The organism is Streptomyces sp. NPDC023157, from assembly GCF_055560575.1.
This window is the reverse complement of the sequence record NZ_JBVHIL010000004.1, coordinates 612019-630317: the sequence shown is the minus strand read 5'-3', so window position 1 is coordinate 630317 and position 18299 is coordinate 612019. Positions and strand designations below refer to the sequence as shown.

Annotated in this window: 16 protein-coding genes; 7 read left to right on the top strand and 9 right to left on the bottom strand. The window is 72.7% G+C overall.

All coding sequences use genetic code 11. The annotated features are described in order from the left end of the window. Positions 1–3: 3 nt before the first annotated feature. The 4 genes from ACZ3ZE_RS17945 to ACZ3ZE_RS17930 all read right to left on the bottom strand — a co-directional run bounded on the left by ACZ3ZE_RS17945 (position 4) and on the right by ACZ3ZE_RS17930 (position 3691). Entirely contained in the window at positions 4–852 is an 849-nt protein-coding gene (locus ACZ3ZE_RS17945; RefSeq protein ID WP_363292376.1) for a 1,4-dihydroxy-6-naphthoate synthase, read from the bottom strand. Continuing rightward, on the bottom strand, positions 849–1676 hold the full coding sequence (locus ACZ3ZE_RS17940; RefSeq protein ID WP_467259818.1) for a futalosine hydrolase: 828 nt from the start codon (positions 1674–1676) through the stop codon (positions 849–851). Before ACZ3ZE_RS17940 ends, ACZ3ZE_RS17945 begins: the two co-directional genes overlap by 4 nt. Beyond that, positions 1676–2155: a DUF2771 domain-containing protein gene (locus ACZ3ZE_RS17935; RefSeq protein ID WP_361165425.1), complete on the bottom strand. Its 480-nt coding sequence runs from the start codon at positions 2153–2155 to the stop codon at positions 1676–1678. The genes ACZ3ZE_RS17940 and ACZ3ZE_RS17935 overlap by 1 nt, the downstream gene beginning before the upstream one ends. Positions 2156–2311: 156 nt before the next feature. Then, positions 2312–3691 carry an MFS transporter gene (locus ACZ3ZE_RS17930; RefSeq protein ID WP_361165428.1) on the bottom strand — a complete coding sequence of 460 codons (1380 nt, stop codon included), beginning with the start codon at positions 3689–3691 and terminating at the stop codon, positions 2312–2314. 325 nt (positions 3692–4016) lie between these two features. On the opposite strand from ACZ3ZE_RS17930, the gene ACZ3ZE_RS17925 reads away from it, so the two are divergent. Beyond that, positions 4017–4946: a DUF3027 domain-containing protein gene (locus ACZ3ZE_RS17925; RefSeq protein WP_361165431.1), complete on the top strand. Its 930-nt coding sequence runs from the start codon at positions 4017–4019 to the stop codon at positions 4944–4946. A gap of 187 nt (positions 4947–5133) precedes the next feature. Continuing rightward, positions 5134–8343: a sacsin N-terminal ATP-binding-like domain-containing protein gene (locus ACZ3ZE_RS17920; RefSeq protein WP_467259675.1), complete on the top strand. Its 3210-nt coding sequence runs from the start codon at positions 5134–5136 to the stop codon at positions 8341–8343. Positions 8344–8348: 5 nt separating this feature from the next. On the opposite strand, the gene ACZ3ZE_RS17915 is transcribed toward ACZ3ZE_RS17920, so the two are convergent. The 3 genes from ACZ3ZE_RS17915 to ACZ3ZE_RS17905 all read right to left on the bottom strand — a co-directional run bounded on the left by ACZ3ZE_RS17915 (position 8349) and on the right by ACZ3ZE_RS17905 (position 11905). Continuing rightward, positions 8349–8945, bottom strand: coding sequence for a hypothetical protein (locus tag ACZ3ZE_RS17915; RefSeq protein ID WP_361165437.1), 597 nt, complete (start codon positions 8943–8945; stop codon positions 8349–8351). A 178-nt stretch (positions 8946–9123) separates the two neighbouring features. Continuing rightward, entirely contained in the window at positions 9124–11535 is a 2412-nt protein-coding gene (locus ACZ3ZE_RS17910) for an HAD-IC family P-type ATPase (protein ID WP_361165440.1), read from the bottom strand. Positions 11536–11623: 88 nt separating this feature from the next. Next, the gene (locus ACZ3ZE_RS17905) at positions 11624–11905 is read right to left on the bottom strand and encodes a DUF2530 domain-containing protein (protein ID WP_361165443.1); all 282 of its coding nucleotides are present in this window, start codon (positions 11903–11905) and stop codon (positions 11624–11626) included. Between the two features lie 153 nt (positions 11906–12058). On the opposite strand from ACZ3ZE_RS17905, the gene ACZ3ZE_RS17900 reads away from it, so the two are divergent. Continuing rightward, positions 12059–13504, top strand: a complete 1446-nt coding sequence (locus ACZ3ZE_RS17900; RefSeq protein ID WP_467259672.1) for an NCS2 family permease — start codon at positions 12059–12061, stop codon at positions 13502–13504. Here the strand turns inward: ACZ3ZE_RS17900 and ACZ3ZE_RS17895 are convergent. After that, positions 13474–13728, bottom strand: a complete 255-nt coding sequence (locus tag ACZ3ZE_RS17895) for a hypothetical protein (protein WP_361165446.1) — start codon at positions 13726–13728, stop codon at positions 13474–13476. The two genes, ACZ3ZE_RS17900 and ACZ3ZE_RS17895, sit on opposite strands and share 31 nt — an antisense overlap. Before the next feature lie 132 nt (positions 13729–13860). On the opposite strand from ACZ3ZE_RS17895, the gene ACZ3ZE_RS17890 reads away from it, so the two are divergent. Further along, a complete protein-coding gene (locus ACZ3ZE_RS17890; protein WP_361165449.1) occupies positions 13861–14304 on the top strand; it encodes a MarR family winged helix-turn-helix transcriptional regulator in 444 nt (147 codons plus the stop codon). 266 nt (positions 14305–14570) lie between these two features. Next, positions 14571–15818 (top strand): MFS transporter, encoded by a 1248-nt coding sequence (locus tag ACZ3ZE_RS17885; RefSeq protein WP_467259815.1) that lies wholly within the window; start codon positions 14571–14573, stop codon positions 15816–15818. A gap of 66 nt (positions 15819–15884) precedes the next feature. Here the strand turns inward: ACZ3ZE_RS17885 and ACZ3ZE_RS17880 are convergent, their stop codons facing one another. After that, positions 15885–16397: a GNAT family N-acetyltransferase gene (locus ACZ3ZE_RS17880; protein ID WP_361165455.1), complete on the bottom strand. Its 513-nt coding sequence runs from the start codon at positions 16395–16397 to the stop codon at positions 15885–15887. 38 nt (positions 16398–16435) lie between these two features. Between ACZ3ZE_RS17880 and thpR the strand changes: the two genes are divergently transcribed. Beyond that, the gene (thpR, locus tag ACZ3ZE_RS17875; RefSeq protein WP_363292378.1) at positions 16436–17044 is read left to right on the top strand and encodes an RNA 2',3'-cyclic phosphodiesterase; all 609 of its coding nucleotides are present in this window, start codon (positions 16436–16438) and stop codon (positions 17042–17044) included. Between the two features lie 175 nt (positions 17045–17219). Beyond that, a complete protein-coding gene (locus ACZ3ZE_RS17870) occupies positions 17220–18209 on the top strand; it encodes an aldo/keto reductase (RefSeq protein WP_361621507.1) in 990 nt (329 codons plus the stop codon). Positions 18210–18299: the final 90 nt, after the last annotated feature.

Below are 18299 nucleotides of genomic sequence, written 5' to 3'. Positions count from 1 at the left end.
CCGTCAGGGGAACCGCAGCGCGTCCGGGCCGAGGGGAGGCACGAGCCCCTCGGCCGCGGCGCGCGTGAGCAGCCCGCGCACCGCCGCGTAGCCGGTCTCGCCGAGGTCCGAGGTGAACTCGTTGACGTAGAGACCGATGTGCTGATCGGCCACCTTCGGGTCCATCTCCTGCGCGTGCTCCAGTACGTACGGGCGGGAGACGGACGGGTCGTCCCAGGCCATCCGGACCGAGGCCCGCGCCGACTCGGCGAGCAGCCGCAGGGTCTCCTCGCCCAGCGACCGCTTGGCGATGATCGCGCCCAGCGGGATGGGCAGCCCGGTGGTGTGCTCCCAGTGCTCGCCCATGTCGGCGAGCGCGTGCAGGCCGTAGTTCTTGTACGTGAAGCGGGCCTCGTGGATGACGAGCCCCGCGTCGACCTTGCCGTCCCGCACGGCCGGCATGATCTCGTGGAACGGCAGCACCACGACCTCGCCGACCCCGCCCGGGACGACGTCCGCCGCCCACAGCCGGAACAGCAGATAGGCCGTCGAACGCTCGCTCGGCACCGCGACCGTCTTGCCCGTCAGGTCCGCCCCCGGCTCCCGGGTCAGCACCAGCGGCCCGCAGCCGCGCCCCAGGGCCCCGCCGCAGGGCAGCAGGGCGTACTCGTCGAGCACCCACGGCAGCACCGCGTACGACACCTTCAGCACGTCGTACGGGGACTCGGCGTCCGCCGCCCAGCCGTTGGTGAGATCGATGTCGGCGAAGGTCACGTCCAGGCGCGGCGCACCGGGGACCCGTCCGTGCGCCCACGCGTCGAAGACGAAGGTGTCGTTCGGGCAGGGCGAGTAGGCGATCTTCAGCTTGGTCACGACGGGGACTCCGACTCCACGGGGGCGGGAACGGGGGTGGTGAGAGGGGAGGCCGTCCCGGGTGCGGCGGTCCCGGGCGCGGTGGTCCCGGGCGCGGGGTCGACCGCGTCGGGGAAGACGCTCCGGTCCAGCACGCCGAAGGTGTCCCGCAGCGCGGCCAGCGCCTCCCCGATGCGCCAGGCGGCGCGGTCGCGCGGGCCGACGGCGTTGGACACGGCCCGGACCTCGACGACCGGCAGACCGTACGCGGCGGCGGCCTCGGCCACGCCGAAACCCTCCATCGCCTCGGCGACGGCCCCGGGATGACGCGCCGCCAGCTCGGCGGCCCGCTCGGCGGTGCCGGTGACCGTGGAGACGGTCAGGACGGGCCCGACGGCGCACGGGCGCCCGGCGTCCGCGAGCGCGCCGGAGATCCGCGCGACGAGCTCCCCGGCCACCGGGTGCGCCGAACGGCCGAAGCCGAGCGCGTCGACGGGCAGGTACCCCTCGGGGGTCTGCGCCCCCAGATCGGCCCCGACGACGACGTCCGCCACCACGACCGCCCCGAGCGGGGCGTGCGGGGCGAAACCCCCGGCGATCCCGGCCGACACGACGAGCGCGTACGGGGCGGGCGCACAGGCCAGGGCCGTCGCCGTCGCGGCCGCCGCGGCGGCCGGACCGACACCCGCGACGAGCACGTCGGCCCGCGCGTGGCGGCGCAGCGAGAAGCCGCCGGGCAGCGGGGACTCGCCCTCGCCCGGCCCGGCGGACGCGAGACCGCCGGCGACGGAGTCGGCCTCCGCCGCCACGGCGGTCACGATGAGGACCCGGTGGGTCGGGAGGATCAGGACTTCTTCTTCAGCTCGAAGTGCCAGATGCCGGTCACCGTCTTGCCGGTGTTCTCGACGATCGTGACCTGGGTCTTGTTCGTCGCCTCGCCGGACTGGCTGGAGAAGAAGGCGCTGGCCGGAATGGTCCGGTACGTCTTCTTGTACGGCTCCGGCTCGGCCTGCTGGCCGCCCAGGAAGATCGTCCAGCCGTTCTCGGCGACGTCGGGGTCGACACCGAAACGGATCTTGTCGTCGGACTCGACGGTGATGGACTTCTCGGCCTTCTTGTTGAGGCAGGCCGAGATCTGCGACTCCTTGAGGGGGTCGCCGTCGTTGTAGCAGGCCGCCTCGGAGTTCACCGACTCGGTCCCGACCGTCACGGTCGCGAGCGGCGTCGGCTTGTCGCAGGCGGAGAGGACGAGGAGCCCGGCGGAGACGGCCCCGATGGCCACGACGGCCCGGCGGCGCTTGCGGGTGAGGAACGCAACGGTCATGGGCCGAAGGCTATCGGGCCGCCGCGCCCACGCCACGCGGGGGTACGGCGTGCCGCCGCCGGAGCGACCCGTTGTATGCATTCGTCCCACCCCGCACACCACCCCGCACACCCGCCCACACACCCGTCCGCACACCCCGCCCACCCCGACGCGGCGTCAGGCCGCCCGCGCCTTCGCGGCCCCGCCCCGCCCCCGCTGCCGCCGCGCCGCCGTCAGCAGCCCCCGTACGGACAGCGACGCCCCCACCGCCAGGATCCCCGCCGCCACCGCCATCCCCACCGTCCCGTTCAACGGCAGCGCGATGCCGATCCCGCCGCCCACCACCCACGCCATCTGGAGCGCCGTCTCCGAACGGGCGAAGGCCGACGTGCGGACGAGTTCCGGCACGTCGCGCTGGATCAGGGCGTCCAGGGACAGCTTCGACAGGGCCTGGGTCAGGCCCGCGACCGCGCCGAGGACCGCGACCATCAGGCCGCCGAAGAAGATCGCCGTGCAGATCGCGGTGGCCAGGACCACCGACACCATGGTGGCGATGATCACCTCGGGCCCGTGCCCCCGGTCCCGCAGCAGGGAGCCCATCGCCGTCCCGCACGCGTTGCCGACGCCCGCCGCCACGCCGACGATGCCCAGGGAGACCGCCGCGCTCTGCCCCGACAGGGGATGCACGCGCAGCAGGAACGCCAGGAAGAAGATCAGGAAACCCGACAGCATCCGCTGCGAGGCGTTCGCCTGGAGCCCGTGCAGCACGGACGGGCCGACCGTCCGCAGGCTCGGCTTCTTCTCGCCGTGCGTCAGCAGGTGGGCCCGCCGTTCACCCTTCGCGGAGTCGACCTTGGGCGGCATCCGCAGCGCCCAGAACGTACCGAGCAGGAACAGCGCGCACGCCCCGTACAGCGGCCAGGCCGGGCCGATCATCTGGAGCCCGGCGCCGATGGGCGCGGCGATGCCGGTGGCGAGCAGCCCGGCGAGCGTCACCCGCGAGTTCGCCTTCACCAGGGAGAAGTCCGGTGGGAGCAGCCGGGGCACGACGGCGCTGCGGACCACCCCGTACGCCTTCGAGGCCACGAGCACGCCCAGCGCCGCCGGATAGAGCTGGAGCCCGCCGGTGGCGACCGCCGCGGACATGGCGATGGCGAGGACCGCCCGGGTCAGCATCGCCCCGGCCATGGCGGCGCGGCGGCCGTGCGGGATGCGGTCCAGGAGCGGGCCGATGACGGGGGCGAGAAGAGTGAAGGGCAGCATGGTGATGCCCAGATAGAGCGCGACACGGCCGCGGGCCTCGTCCGTGGGCACGGCGAAGAAGACGGTGGTGGCGAGGGCGACGGTGATCATGACGTCGCCGGCGCCGTTCACGGCGTGCAGCTCGATCAGTTTGCCCAGGCCGGACTCGCCCGCGCCGTGGGCGTGGGTGGCCCGCCGGATGCCCCTCGCCGTACCGGTGAAGGGCAGGTGGAGGGCGCGCCCGACCTTCCGGCCCGCTCGGCTGAGCGGCCCGGCAGGATCGTGGGATCGTGCGGAAGACCGTGCGGCTGCCACTCCGTCATAGTGCCCCACGCGCCCCTCCCGCGAACCGTGGCGCGGCCCGGACGACGTCCGCGATGCGGGCCGTTTGGTACGGGCAGGTGGGCGGCGGGCGGCGGAGAGGGTAGCGTGCGTAGCGCGTCACCGGCGGATGTTCTCGGCCGCGCGCCTCTTCGGCATCCCGCAGAATGGATGGCGATAGGTGTGCCCGAGACGCGCGAGTCATGTCGGGCGTGGACGTCGATGCGGCCCTCTGGTCCGCTCCGCCCACGACCCGGGACTTCGCTCCCGCTCCTCGGCCGGCGCACCCGTGAGACGGCGTAGGAGAGAAGCGAGACCTGTGAGTGCTGCGACGACGCGAAGCCGTACCCCGCGTACCCCGCGAGCCACGCGTACCCCCGACCGCCTCTGTGCCGAGGCCGTAGACCTCGCCCGCGAGGCCGCCGAGGAGGCGGCCGCCCCCGGCATCGTCGGGGAGCACGTCGAGGCCATCGCCGAAGGTGACCGGGTCGTCACGCACTTCTTCGAGTGCAAGGAGCCCGGATACCGCGGCTGGCGGTGGGCCGTGACGGTCACCCGCGCCTCCCGCGCGAAGAACGTCACCCTCGACGAAACCGTCCTGCTGCCCGGCTCCGACGCCCTCCTCGCGCCCGAGTGGGTGCCCTGGAGCGAGCGGCTGCGGCCCGGCGACATGGGCCCCGGCGACCTGCTCCCCACCGAGCAGGACGACCCGCGCCTGGAGCCCGGCTACTCCGGCGAGGACGTGCCGCCGCCGAACTCGGCGGTCTCCGAGGAACTGGCCGAGCACCTGGACGTCGAGGACGCGGAGATCGTGTCCCGTACGCCGTCCCGGGGCGCGATCTCGGCGGTCGCCGAGGAACTCGGGATGCGGCGCGCCCGCGTCCTGTCCCGGTACGGCCTGCACGTCGCGGCCGACCGCTGGGACGAGGCGTTCGGAGCGAAGACCCCGATGGCGCAGGCGGCGCCCGCCACCTGCATCTCCTGCGCCTTCCTCGTGCCGATGGCGGGGTCGCTGAAGCAGGCGTTCGGTGTGTGCGCCAACGAGTTCTCGCCCGCGGACGGGCGGGTCGTCTCCCTGTCGTACGGGTGCGGCGGGCACTCGGAGGCGGCGGTCATGCCGAAGCCCCCGCGTCCGGCGCCCCCGGTCCTGGACTCGATGGCCACGGACGCCTTCCCCCTCCGCCCGGCCAAGGACTCCGGCTCCACGACAGAACCCGACACCACCTCGGACGACCTGGGCCACTCGTAACAGCCGAGGGCTGGCACCCGGGGCGGTGCCTTTCGGGCCACCCCGCCCCGCTGAGGGCCTGTGGCCCGGCGGTGGGGTGCGGGGGTCAGGGATTGCCCCCGCGCGCCCCCGCTCCGTGACGTGCCCCCGCGCAGCGGACCCGGTGGGGCGCGGTACCTTCGGGCACCGGCCATCCCCGTCCCGCAGAGTGGAGTCAGACGTGAGCGTCAGCGTCAGGACGTCGACCGACGGAACCGACCCCTTCGGTACCGCACGGCTCCGCAGAGGCGTGCTCGACGCGTGGGGCGCGGGGCCCGCCCGGTTCCGGGAGGACGCCAACGCCGAGGAGGACCTGGTTCTCGGCGGCTACCGGGACCGGCTCGTCGTGGAGCTGGCCCAGAACGCCGCCGACGCCGCCGCCCGCGCGGGTGTCGCCGGCCGTCTGCGGCTGACCCTGCATCCGGCGGACAGCGAGGGCCCCGCGGTCCTCGCCGCCGCCAACACGGGCGCCCCGCTGGACGCCACGGGTGTGGAGAGCCTCTCCACGTTGCGCGCGTCAGCGAAGCGGACGGAGCAGGACACCACGTCCGTGGGACGGTTCGGCGTCGGTTTCGCCGCAGTGCTCGCCGTCACCGACGAGCCCGCCGTCCTCGGCCGCCACGGCGGTGTCCGCTGGTCGCTCGCGGAGGCCCGCGAGCTGGCGGCGGACGCGGCCCGGCACAGCCCGGGCCTGGGTGACGAACTGCGCCGCCGTGACGGCCACGTACCGCTGCTGCGGCTCCCGTTGCCCGCGGAGGGCACCGCGCCCGACGGCTACGACACGGTCGTCGTGCTGCCCTTGCGGGACTCCGCCGCCGTCGACCTAGCCGAACGTCTGCTCGACTCGATCGACGACGCCCTGCTGCTCGCCCTCCCGGGCCTCGCCGAGGTCGTCGTCGAGACGGCGGCCGGTGTCCGGTCCCTCGTACGGGGTGAGGGCGACGGGTACGTCCACATCGACGACTCCGCCGACCGGGCGGCCGGCACCCACCGGTGGCGGACCGTCAGCCAAGGCGGCCCCCTCGATCCGGCCCTGCTCAAGGACCGGCCGGTCGAGGAGCGGCTGCGCCCGCACTGGTCGGTCACCTGGGCGGTGCCCGTGGACGGGGAGGGCGCCCCCCGCTACCCCCGTACGGCGGGCGTCGTGCACGCCCCGACCCCCACCGACGAGCCCCTCGGCATCCCGGCCCTGCTCATCGCCTCGTTCCCGCTGGACACCGCCCGCCGGCATCCGGCGCCGGGGCCGCTGACCGATTTCCTGGTGGAGCGGGCGGGCGACGCGTACGCCGAACTCCTCGCCGCGTGGCAGCCGGTGACCTCCGCCACCCTGGACCTGGTGCCGGGCCCGCTGGGCAAGGGCCCGCTCGACGGCGCCTTGCGCGCGGCGGTCCTGGACCGGCTGCCCCGGGTCGCGTTCCTCGCCCCGGCGACCGCCTCCGAGGAGCTGCCCGCGCTGCGCCCGATCGAGGCGGAGGTCGTGGAGGGCGCCGGCGCCGAGACGGTCGAGGTGCTGGCCGAGGTGTTCCCGACGCTGCTCCCGGCGGGCCTGGAGCGGCGCGTGGAGCTGCGCACGCTGGGCGTCGGCCGGGTGCCGCTGACGGAGGCCGTGGACCGGCTGGCGGGTGTCGACCGGGCGCCGTCCTGGTGGTGGCGCCTGTACGACTCGCTGGCGGGCGTGGACCCGGACCGGCTGACGGGCCTCCCGGTGCCGCTGGCCGCGTCGGAGGCGCCCGAGGAGCGGCCCGACCCGTACGCGGACGAGCTGGGCGACGCCGCCCCGCAGCCCGCCCGGGTCCGCACGACCATCGGCCCCCGGCAGGTCCTCCTGCCGCAGGAGCGCACCCCGGCCGAGCTGACCCGGCTCGGTCTGAAGGTGGCACATCCGGAGGCCGCTCATCCGCTCCTGGAGAAGCTGGGCGCGCTCCCGGCCACGCCCCGGGCGGTGCTGACGACCCCGCAGGTCCGGGCGGCCGTGGCGGCTTCCCTGGACGCGGGGGAGATCTGGGACGAGGACGCCGACACGCTGGACGCGGAGGAGCTGGCCGAGACGGTCCTCGCGCTCGTCCGGGACGCGGACCTGGCCCCGGGTGACGAGCCGTGGCTCGGGGCGCTCGCGCTGCCCGACGAGGACGGCGAGCCGGCTCCGGCCGGGGAGCTGGTCATGCCCGGTTCGGCTTTCGCCGCGGTGATGCGGGAGGGCGAACTGGCCCTGGTCGACCAGGAGCTGGCCGACCGCTGGGGCGAACAGCCGCTGGCCGCCTGCGGGGTGCTCGCCGGTTTCGCTCTCGTACGAGCCGCCGATCTGGTGCTCGACCCGGACGAACTGGAGCCGCGTGAGGGCGACTTCGCGGAGCCCGACGACGCGGGGCTCCTGGACGCCGTCGACGTGTGGTGCGAGGACGTCCTGGACCGCCTTCCGGAGACCCCGGTGCCGCCGGTCGCGACGGAGATCGTCGCGGTGCGGGACCTGGACCTGGTCGACGACGACGCCTGGCCGCAGGCGCTGGCCATGCTCGCCCGGCCGCCGCTGCGGGACGCGCTGACCCAGCCGGTGCGGGTGCTGCTGCCGGACGGCACCACGGAGACCGTCCGCTCGTACACCGCCTGGTGGCTGCGCGACCACCCCGTCCTCGACGGGCGGCGCCCCGCCGGACTGCGCGCCGCGGGCTCGGACCCGCTCCTGACCGGCCTGTACGACGCGGTCGACGCGACCGGTTTCGAGGACGAGCAGGTCCTGCGCGCCCTGGGCGTACGGACGTCCGTCCCGGTGCTCCTGGACGAGCCCGGCGGTGCCGCCGAGCTCCTGACGCGCCTGGCCGACCCGTCGCGCGAGGTGTCGGGCGCTCAACTCCACGCCCTGTACACGGCTCTGGCCGACCTCGACCCGGACCAGGTGACCCTCCCCGACGAGCTGCGCGCGGTCGTGGACGGCGCGCTGGTGGTGGTCGACGCGGCCGACGCGCTGGTCGCCGACGCCCCCGACCTGCTGCCGCTGGCGGCGGGCCTGCCGCTGCTCCCGGTCGCGCCGGCGCGGGCGGCGGAACTGGCCGAGCTGTTCCAGGTGCGCCGGCTCAGCGAGACGGTCGACGCCGAGGTGACGACGGTGGGCGAGGAGCACGAGGTCCCGTCGGCGGTGCACGCGCTGCTCGGCCCGGCGACCCCCGACACGTACGTCGAGCACGAGGAACTCCGCGCCGCCGGCACGGAACTGGACTGGCGCCGCACCCCCGACGGCGTCCTGCACGCCGCCACCCTGGAGGGTGTCGCCGCGGGCCTCGCCTGGGCGGCGGGGCAGTGGCCCCGCCGCTTCGAGGTGGCGGCCCTCCTTGAGGACCCGTCACGGACGGGGGAGCTGGCGAGGGACCGCTGGTTCGACTGACGCCGTCAGTACTTGGCGGCCAGGCTGACCTGAGTGCCTCCGCCGGCTCCTTCGAGCCGCCAGCGGAGGTACTTGTGGTCGGGCGCGTTCGTGTTCACCGAGAGCCAGTGGCCCGGAACGACGACGCCCGACCAGTTGCCGACCCAGAAGCACTCGTGGCCGCCGATACAGAAGGGGCCGACGCAGATGCACTCCCAGACGTCGACGGAGATGGTGGCGTTCTGCGTCCCTTCACTGCCGACCATCGCGATGCCGGTCGCGAAGCCGACGGCGTGGTCGGTCCCGCAGGTCGCCCAGTCCCATCCCTGGACGCAGGCCTGCGCGCCGGTGCAGAACGTGTCCCGGAACCATGCCTGTTCGCCCGCGTCACGCGGCGCCGCCTCTTCGTAGCCGGTCCGTTCGCCGCTCGCCTGCACGCCCACCTCGGGCGGGGCGTCGATCTTGCCGGGGGTGGCGGGGGTCTGCTCGATGGCCCGGCCGCCTTCCACGATCGCTCGCATCCCGGTGGGGAATTCGAGGATCTGCAGGGCGTGGTCCTGGTCCAGCTCCATCGTCGTGCTGATGCGCGGGGGGAGCCCCCGCCTGATGTTCGTCGTGGTCATCTCGGGTCCTCCCTCTGAACGAGGAACGCGCCGGTGACGCGCCCCTGCCGAGGCGAGTGTGCTGAGGGATGGTCGAGGGTCGCAGGCGAAGCCCTGTCCAGGGCTCCACCCCCGGTGACCCCGCGTGTTCCCAGTCTTTCACGGGGTACGCGCCCTGTCGTGCGCAGACCGGGACCCCTCACGCGGGGAACTTGCGCCCCACCCACCGCCACACGAACTCCAGGACCGCCGCGCCCGCCGCCGCGATGGCGACCGCCGTCCACGGCATCGTCACGCCGACCAGCTTCAGGGCGAAGAAGTCCTGCAGCCAGGGGACGACGAGTACGAGGAGGAACGCGCCGCCCATCGTGGCCACCAGGGCGATCCGCCACCACGTGTAGGGGCGGGCGATGATCGCCAGGACCCACATGGAGACCAGGAAGAGCGTGAGGGTGGCCGCGCTGGTCTCGGCGTCGAGGGCGTCGGGGCCCGTGTAGTAGTGGCGGGCCAGCAGGTAGGTGGCGAAGGTGGCGGCGCCCGCGATGACGCCGGCGGGGATCGCGTACCGCATCACCCTGCGGACGAAGTGGGGTCTGGCGCGCTCCTTGTTCGGGGCGAGGGCCAGGAAGAAGGCGGGGACGCCGATGGTCAGCGTGGACAGCAGGGTGAGGTGCCGGGGCAGGAACGGGTACTCGACCTGGGAGCAGACCACCAGGATCGCGAGGAGCACGGAGTAGACGGTCTTCGTGAGGAAGAGCGTCGCGACCCGGGTGATGTTGCCGATGACCCGGCGGCCCTCGGCGACCACCGACGGGAGCGTCGAGAAGGAGTTGTTGAGGAGGACGATCTGGGCGACGGCCCGGGTGGCCTCGGAGCCGGAGCCCATGGAGACGCCGATGTCGGCGTCCTTGAGGGCGAGCACGTCGTTGACGCCGTCGCCGGTCATGGCGACCGTGTGGCCGCGGGACTGGAGCGCGGCGACCATGTCGCGCTTCTGCTGCGGGGTGACCCGGCCGAAGACGGCGTTGGCGTCGAGGACCTCCGCCATGGCCTCCTGCTCGGCGGGCAGGGTGCGGGCGTCGACGGTGTTCGCGGCGCCGGGCAGGCCCAGTTTGCCGGCGACGGCGCCGACGGAGACGGCGTTGTCGCCGGAGATGACCTTGGCGGAGACGTTCTGGTCGGCGAAGTAGGCGAGGGTGTCGGCGGCGTCGGGCCGCAGCCGCTGTTCGAGGACGACGAGCGCGGTCGCGCGGGCGCCGTCGGCGACCTGCGGGGAGTCGAGCTCGGCGGCGGCGCGGGCCAGCAGCAGGACCCGCAGGCCCTGTTCGTTGAGCCGGTCGACCTCGCCGAGGGCCGGGTCGCCGGGCGGGAGCAGCACGTCGGGGGCGCCGAGCAGCCAGGTGGAGTTCTCGCCGTCGCCCTCGCTGAAGGCGGCGCCGCTGTACTTGCGGGCGGAGGAGAAGGGCAGCGACTCGGTGCAGCGCCAGTCCACGGAGTCCGGGTAGGCGTCGATGATGGCCTGGAGGGAGGCGTTGGGGCGCGGGTCGGACTCGCCGAGGGCGCCGAGCACCGTGCGGACGTAGCTCTCGTCGGCGCCGTCCAGGAGCCGCAGGTCGGTCACGTCCATGCCGCCCTCGGTGAGGGTGCCGGTCTTGTCGAGGCAGACGACGTCGACCCGGGCGAGGCCCTCGATGGCGGGGAGCTCCTGCACGAGGCACTGCTTGCGGCCGAGCCGGATCACGCCGATCGCGAAGGCGACGGAGGTGAGCAGGACCAGGCCCTCGGGGATCATCGGGACGATGCCGCCGACGGTGCGGGCGATGGACTCCTTGACGTCGTTGTCCTTGACGACGAGCTGGCTGATGACCAGCCCGAGCGCGGTGGGGATCATCATCCACGTCACGTACTTGAGGATCGTGGAGATGCCGGTGCGCAGCTCGGAGTGGACCAGGGTGAAGCGGGAGGCCTCCTCGGCGAGCTGGGCGGCGTAGGCCTCGCGGCCGACCTTGGTGGCGGTGAACGCGCCGCCGCCGGCGACGACGAAGGAACCGGACATCATCCGGTCGCCGGGCTTCTTCACGACGGGGTCGGCCTCGCCGGTGAGCAGCGACTCGTCGACCTCCAGGCTGTCGGCCTCGGCGACCTCGCCGTCGACGACCACCTTGTCGCCGGGGCCGAGCTCGATGAGGTCGCCGAGGACGATCTCGGAGGTGGAGATCTCGGTGGCGGCGCCGTCGCGGCGGACGGTGGGTTTGGCCTCGCCGATGACGGCGAGCCCGTCGAGGGTCTTCTTGGCGCGCAGTTCCTGGACGATGCCGATGCCGGTGTTGGCGATGATCACGAAGCCGAAGAGGCTGTCCTGGATCGGCGCGACGAAGAGCATGATCCCCCACAGCACGCCGATGATCGCGTTGAAGCGGGTGAAGACGTTGCCGCGGACGATGTCGGCGGTGGAGCGGGAGCTGCGCAGGGGGACGTCGTTGACCTCGCCGCGGGCGACGCGCTCGGCGACCTCGACGGTGGTCAGGCCCGCGGGGCGGTGCACGACGGGTGGTCCCGCCGCCCGTCCCGTACCCCCGCCGTCGGTGTCGATCTTCGCCCGCTGAGTCATGGTTTCGACGGTACGGGGCGAAAGGGGCGGACACCTGCCGAGAAGTCCGAAGATCAGACCGGGGGAGGAGGGGAATGGTCCCCTGGGACTACGGGGTGGGCGTCTGGGCTTCGCGCTCGGCCGCGTGCCGCTTGATCGCCGCGTCCCGCTTCCGTACGTACCAGATGCCGATCAGGCCGAGGCCCGCTCCGGCCAGGCAGGTCCACACCCACCAGGTGAGGTCCCGGTCGGCGAACCAGCTGTAGAAGGGGACCTGGGCGAGGAACAGGACGAACCAGAGGATCGTGCCGCCGGTGATGGTGGCGACGACGGGCCCCTCAAGGGGCTCGGGTGCCTCGTGCTTGGGTGATCCCGTCGGAGAGCCAGTCATGGGGGTCAGTGTAGGCGGCCCGGATTCGTATCTACGCGCGGAGATAGACGCCCGCTCGTTCATGTGTTCATACTGAAACGGTTTGCCTCTGGCGGGTTCCCTTCGTATGAACCGCCAAAAAGGACTTCTCTGAACCTCCGAAGAGGAACCCCCATGAGCACCACGGCCCCCGCCAAGGCCATGCCCCCGGAGACCCCCGAAGGGCCCGTCTCCGGTCTCGACCGCTACTTCAAGATCTCCGAGCGCGGCTCCACCGTCGCCCGCGAGATCCGTGGCGGTCTCGCCACCTTCTTCGCGATGGCGTACATCATCGTGCTGAACCCGATCATCCTCGGCAGCGCGAAGGACATGTACGGGCACCAGCTCGACGGCGGCCAGCTGGTCACCGCGACGGTGCTGACCGCGGCCTTCTCGACCCTGCTGATGGGTGTCATCGGCAACGTGCCGATCGCCCTGGCCGCCGGTCTCGGCGTCAACACGGTCGTCGCGCTCCAGCTCGCGCCGAAGATGTCCTGGCCCGACGCGATGGGCATGGTCGTGCTCGCCGGTCTGGTCGTGATGCTGTTGGTCGCCACGGGCCTGCGCGAGCGCGTCATGAACGCCGTACCGGTCGGCCTGCGCAAGGGCATCGCGATCGGCATCGGCCTGTTCATCATGCTCATCGGCCTGGTCGACTCGGGCTTCGTCTCCCGGATCCCCGACGCCGCGCACACCACCGTGCCGCTCCAGCTCGGCGCCGACGGGCACCTCACCGGCTGGCCGGTGCTGGTCTTCATCCTGGGCACGCTGCTGACCCTGGCCCTGATCATCCGCAAGGTGCCGGGCGCGATCCTCATCTCGATCGTCGTGATGACGATCGTCGCCATGGTGATCAACGCCGTCGCCGACATCCCGTCCTGGGGTCTGACGACCCCGGAGTGGCCGGGCAACCCGGTCGCCTCGCCCGACTTCGGCCTGGTCGGCCAGGTCAGCCTGTTCGGCGGCTTCTCCAAGGTCGGCGTCCTGACCGGTGTCCTCTTCGTCTTCACCGTGCTGCTGTCCTGCTTCTTCGACGCCATGGGCACGATCCTCGGCGTCGGCGACGAGGCCAAGCTGGTCGACAAGGACGGCAACTTCCCCGGCATCAACAAGGTCCTGCTGGTCGACGGCCTCGCCGTCGCCTCCGGCGGTGCCACCTCGTCCTCCGCCACCACCTGCTTCGTGGAGTCCACGGCGGGCGTCGGCGAGGGCGCGCGCACGGGTCTGGCCTCGGTGGTGACCGGTGCGCTGTTCTCGGTCGCGCTGTTCCTCACGCCGCTGGCGACGATGGTCCCCTCGCAGGCGGCGACCCCCGCCCTGCTGGCGGTGGGCTTCCTGATCCTGGCCGGTTCGATCAAGGAGATCGACTGGAGCGACTACACGATCGCCGTGCCGGCCTTCCTGGCGATGGTGATGATGCCGTTCACGTACTCGATCACCAACGGCATCGGCATCGGCTTCATCTCGTTCAGCGTGCTGCGACTGGCGGCCGGCCGGGGTCGTGAGGTCCCGGTGGCCATGTACGTCGTGTCGGCGGTCTTCGTCTTCTACTACGCGATGCCGGCACTCGGCCTGATGTGATCCGCGCGGGGGGTGGCCGGCGCGGCCGGCTCCCGGGGCCCCGGCTCCTTCCCGTAGAACCTCTCCGTCTCGTCGACGGCGGTCTTGAACCGCTCGTCGAAATCCTCGCGAATGAGCGTCCGGACGACATAGTCCTGGACGCTCATTCCGCGTTTGGCGGCGTGCCCGCGGAGCCGTTCGAGCAGCTCTCCGTCGACGCGCAGGCTGAACACGGTCGATTCCATGCCCGTCAGGGTCGCGCCATGCAAGGCCTCCGTGCGTCACTTTCCGGATTGCTCTCACTCGTTCGGGTGACAGTTGGCGGCTACACGTTTTCGATTGGTCTTTAGGAAGAGTAATGAGTTACGCTAAGGACTATGCCTGACCTGTCCCACGGCACCGCCGACGACGTCGCCGCCGTGAACGCGCTCCGCAGTTCCGTGATGCGGCTGAGCCGACGCCTGAAGCACCAGCGCGTCGACGAATCGCTGAGCCCCACCGAGATGTCGGTGCTCGGCACCCTGTCGCTCTGCAACTCGGCCACCCCCGGTGAGCTGGCCCGCAAGGAGCACGTCCAGCCGCCGTCGATGACCCGCATCGTCGCGCTGCTCGAAGCCAAGGGACTGGTCCGGCTGGAGCCGCACCCCGACGACCGCCGGCAGAAGGTGGTCCGCCAGACCGAGCAGGCCGAGGCCATGCTCGACGAGTCCCGCCGCAAGCGGAACGCCTGGCTGGCCACCCTCGCCGAGGGTCTGGACGAGGACGAATGGGCCAAGCTGCGCGCGGCCGCCCCGGTCCTGGAGAAGCTCGCCCATCTCTGACCCCGAAGCCGAGGAGGCGACGCACTTTGAGTACGGGACCCGGAGCAGACTCCGCACCCGTCCATCAACCCGATACCTACGCGCACCCGCGCACCCGCCGGAGCAAGGAACACGGCACCCCGGAAGACCCCCGCGAGGACACCCGTAAGAGCACCCGCGAGGGCACTCGTCAGGGCACCCGTAAGGCTCCTGCCAAGGGCACCGACAAGGGCACCGACAAGGGCACCGACAAGGGCGCTGGCAAGGGCACCTTCTCCTCCCTCTCGATCCGGAACTACCGGCTGTTCTTCACCGGGGCGATCGTCTCCAACACCGGTACGTGGATGGCCCGGATCACCCAGGACTGGCTGGTCCTGAGCCTCACCGGCTCCGCCGCGGCCGTCGGCGTCACGACGGCCCTGCAGTTCCTCCCGATGCTGCTGTTCGGGCTGTACGGCGGCGTCATCGCCGACCGCTACCCCAAGCGGCGTCTCCTGCTGATCAGCCAGGCCGCGCTCGGTCTGTGCGGCCTCGCCCTCGCCGTCCTCACCCTCTCCGGAAACGTCCAGGTCTGGCACGTCTACCTGATCGCCTTCCTGCTCGGCATGGTCACCGTGGTCGACAACCCGGCCCGGCAGTCCTTCGTCTCCGAGATGGTCGGACCCGACCAGCTGCGCAACGCGGTCTCGCTGAACTCGGCGAACTTCCAGTCCGCCCGGCTCATCGGCCCCGCCGTCGCGGGTGTCCTCATCGCGGGCGTCGGCAGCGGCTGGGCCTTCCTCATCAACGGCCTCTCCTTCCTCGCCCCGCTCGCCGCGCTCTGGCTGATGCGGACGGGCGAGCTCCACAAGGTGGAGCGCGCCCCGCGCGGCAAGGGACAGCTCCGCGAGGGCCTGCGGTACGTGGCGGGACGGCCGGACCTGATCTGGCCGATCATCCTCGTCGGCTTCATCGGCACCTTCGGGTTCAACTTCCCGATCTGGCTCACGGCCTTCTCCAGCGAGGTCTTCCACGTCGGAGCCGGTGCGTACGGCTTCCTCAACACGCTGATGGCGGCCGGCTCCCTCGCGGGCGCCCTGCTCGCGGCCCGCCGGGGCTCCACCCGGCTGCGGATGCTGGTGATCGCGGCCGGCGTCTTCGGCGCCCTGGAGATCGCCGCGGCCCTCTCCCCGTCGTTCTGGCTGTTCGCGCTGCTCCTGGTGCCGATCGGCATGATCGGCCTCACCGTGAACATCACCGCGAACTCGGCGGTCCAGATGGCGACCGACCCGGTCATGCGGGGCCGGGTGATGAGCCTCTACATGATGGTCTTCGCCGGCGGCACCCCGATCGGCGCGCCGCTGCTCGGCTGGGTCACCGACACGTACGGCGCCCGCGTCGGCTTCGCGGCCGGCGGCCTGGTCTCCCTGGCCGCGGCGGCCGTCATCGGCCTGGTCCTGGCCCGCGTAGGCGGCCTCAAGGTGGCCCTGGGCTGGCACCACGGCCACCCGAAGGTCCGCTTCGTACCGAGAGAGCGACTGGTGACGGCGGCGTAGGCCCGCAGGTGTACGAAGGGGGGCGGGTCCGGACGGACCCGCCCCCTCCTCTTGTGCCGCCTCCGCTCAAACCCGCCGTTCCAGCACCTGCCCCGGCCAGTCACCGACCAGGAACTCCTCCGTCCGCGTGAACCCCTGGCTCTCGTAATAGGCGACCAGCCGCCCCTCGCTCCCCGCGAAACAGTCCACCCGCAGCAGCGACACCCCCTGGCGCCGCGTCTCCTCCGCCGCGTGCGCGAGGAGCGCCGCGCCCACCCCGTACCCGTGGAAGCGCGCGTCCGTCGCGAGGAAGCGGACGTACGACTCCGGCTCCCCGGCGGGCGCCACGTACTGCCCCGGGTGCGGGGTCAGGGTCAGGGTCCCGGCCGGGACCCCGTCGATCTCGGCTATCCACGGGACGCCCTCGCCGGCGACCCGCTCGACCAGCTCCACGGTCTTCGGGCGCGAGCTGAACGGCTCGGTGCCCCACTGGGCGGTGATGCCCTTGCCGTTGAGCCAGCCGACGGCGCTGTCGAGGATCGTGAGCATCGCGGGGAGGTCCGCCGCCCCGCCCTTCCTGATCTTGATCGCGGTGTCCATCCCGCAGAGGCTAGTCCCTTCCCTGCCACACTCGCCGTATGAGGCTTTTCGCTGCCGTCGTACCGCCGCCCGCGCAGCTCGCCGAGCTCGCCGCCGAGGTCGACCGGCTCGCCCACCTGCCCGGAGCGGGGCGGCTGCGCTGGACCTCGCGGCCCGGCTGGCACTTCACGCTGGCGTTCATGGGCGAGGTCGACGAGGCGCTGCTGCCGGAGCTGCGCGCCCGCCTCGGCCGGGCCGCGCACCGCACGGCGCCGTTCCCACTGCGGCTGCACGGGGGCGGGCACTTCGGGCGGGCGGTGCTGTGGGCGGGCGCGGCGGGTGACCTGGACGAGCTGCGGCTGCTCGCCGAGCGCGCGGACGCGGCGGCCCGGCGGGCGGGCGTCCCGATGGACGAGCACCGCCGCTACCAGGCCCACCTGACCGTCGCCCGCTCCCGCACGGACCTGGACCTGCGGCCCTTCGCCACGGCCCTGGACGCGTTCGAGGGGACCCGCTGGGAGGTCGGGGAGCTGGCGCTGGTGCGCAGCAACCTGCCAGTCGGCGGCGTGCCGGGCGAGCAGCCGCGGTACGAGACGCTGGACACATGGCCGCTGGGCGGGGCGGGGTCGGGGCGGGGGCGGGACAGCGGCCGGGCCGGTCCGGGTTAGTCTCGGAGGGTGGACCCGAAGACCCGAAACCGGATCATGGCCGGCGTGCTCGTACTGATGTTCGCGATCATCGCGGTGGCGTCCGTGGTGAGCTGAGCCGCCGCGGCGCCGAGCCCCGCGCCCGTCCCGGCAGGCCCTTGCGTCGAGCGCACTCGAAGGCGTTGGCTTGACGTCCATGGAGTACACGCAGCTCGGACGCACGGGACTCAAGGTCAGCCGACTCGTCCTCGGCACGATGAACTTCGGACCGCAGACGGACGAAGCCACCAGTCACGCGATCATGGACGCCGCGCTCGACGCGGGGCTCAACTTCTTCGACACCGCCAACGTCTACGGTTGGGGTGACGCGAAGGGCCGCACCGAGGAGATCATCGGCTCCTGGTTCGCCAAGGACCCGGCCCACCGCGACAAGGTGGTCCTCGCCACCAAGGTCTACGGGAACATGGGCCCCGACGGCGCGGCCTGGCCCAACCACGACAAGCTGTCCGCGGTGAACATCCGCCGGGCCGTCGACGCCAGCCTGAAGCGCCTCGGCACGGACCGCATCGACGTCTACCAGTTCCACCACGTGGACCGCCTGACCCCCTTCGAGGAGATCTGGCAGGCGATCGACGTCCTCATCCAGCAGGGCAAGATCCTGTACGCGGGCTCGTCCAACTTCCCCGGTTACAAGATCGCCCAGGCCAACGAGACCGCCGCCCGGCGCGGGACGGTCGGCCTGGTCAGCGAGCAGTGCCTCTACAACCTGTACGAGCGCCGCGCCGAGATGGAGGTCATCCCGGCCGCCCAGGAGTACGGCCTGGGCGTCATCCCCTGGTCGCCGCTGCACGGCGGCCTGCTCGGCGGGGTCATCCGCAAGGACGCCGAGGGCGTCCGGCGCGCATCCGGCCGGGCCGCCGAGGTGCTCGCCGACCCGGCGGCACGCGCCCGCCTCCAGGCGTACGAGGACCTGCTGGCCAAGCACGACGCCGACCCGGGCGAGACCGCCCTGGCCTGGCTCCTCACCCGCCCCGGCGTGACCGGCCCGATCATCGGCCCGCGCACCCCGGCGCAGCTCCAGGGCGCCCTGCGCGCCCTGGACGTGAAGCTCGGCGAGGAGCTCCTGACCGGCCTGGACGAGGTCTTCCCGGGCCCGGGTCCGTCGCCGGAGGCCTTCGCCTGGTGAGATTCCGCTGAACGTGTGGATCATGGGCCGACCGTTTCCGCCGGGCTGTTCGCGGTCGGGAGCGGCCGGCCTTTCCGCTGCCGGCCGCCT

What these genes read in the sequence shown, in the direction of transcription:
- ACZ3ZE_RS17900 (WP_467259672.1), top strand. Translation starts at nt 12,059, where the DNA reads ATGAGCACCACGGCCCCCGCCAAGGCCATGCCCCCGGAGACCCCCGAA.
- ACZ3ZE_RS17935 (WP_361165425.1), bottom strand. Translation starts at nt 2,155, where the DNA reads ATGACCGTTGCGTTCCTCACCCGCAAGCGCCGCCGGGCCGTCGTGGCC.
- ACZ3ZE_RS17905 (WP_361165443.1), bottom strand. Translation starts at nt 11,905, where the DNA reads ATGACTGGCTCTCCGACGGGATCACCCAAGCACGAGGCACCCGAGCCC.
- ACZ3ZE_RS17910 (WP_361165440.1), bottom strand. Translation starts at nt 11,535, where the DNA reads ATGACTCAGCGGGCGAAGATCGACACCGACGGCGGGGGTACGGGACGG.
- ACZ3ZE_RS17895 (WP_361165446.1), bottom strand. Translation starts at nt 13,728, where the DNA reads ATGGAATCGACCGTGTTCAGCCTGCGCGTCGACGGAGAGCTGCTCGAA.
- ACZ3ZE_RS17880 (WP_361165455.1), bottom strand. Translation starts at nt 16,397, where the DNA reads ATGGACACCGCGATCAAGATCAGGAAGGGCGGGGCGGCGGACCTCCCC.
- ACZ3ZE_RS17915 (WP_361165437.1), bottom strand. Translation starts at nt 8,945, where the DNA reads ATGACCACGACGAACATCAGGCGGGGGCTCCCCCCGCGCATCAGCACG.
- ACZ3ZE_RS17870 (WP_361621507.1), top strand. Translation starts at nt 17,220, where the DNA reads ATGGAGTACACGCAGCTCGGACGCACGGGACTCAAGGTCAGCCGACTC.
- thpR (WP_363292378.1), top strand. Translation starts at nt 16,436, where the DNA reads ATGAGGCTTTTCGCTGCCGTCGTACCGCCGCCCGCGCAGCTCGCCGAG.
- ACZ3ZE_RS17890 (WP_361165449.1), top strand. Translation starts at nt 13,861, where the DNA reads ATGCCTGACCTGTCCCACGGCACCGCCGACGACGTCGCCGCCGTGAAC.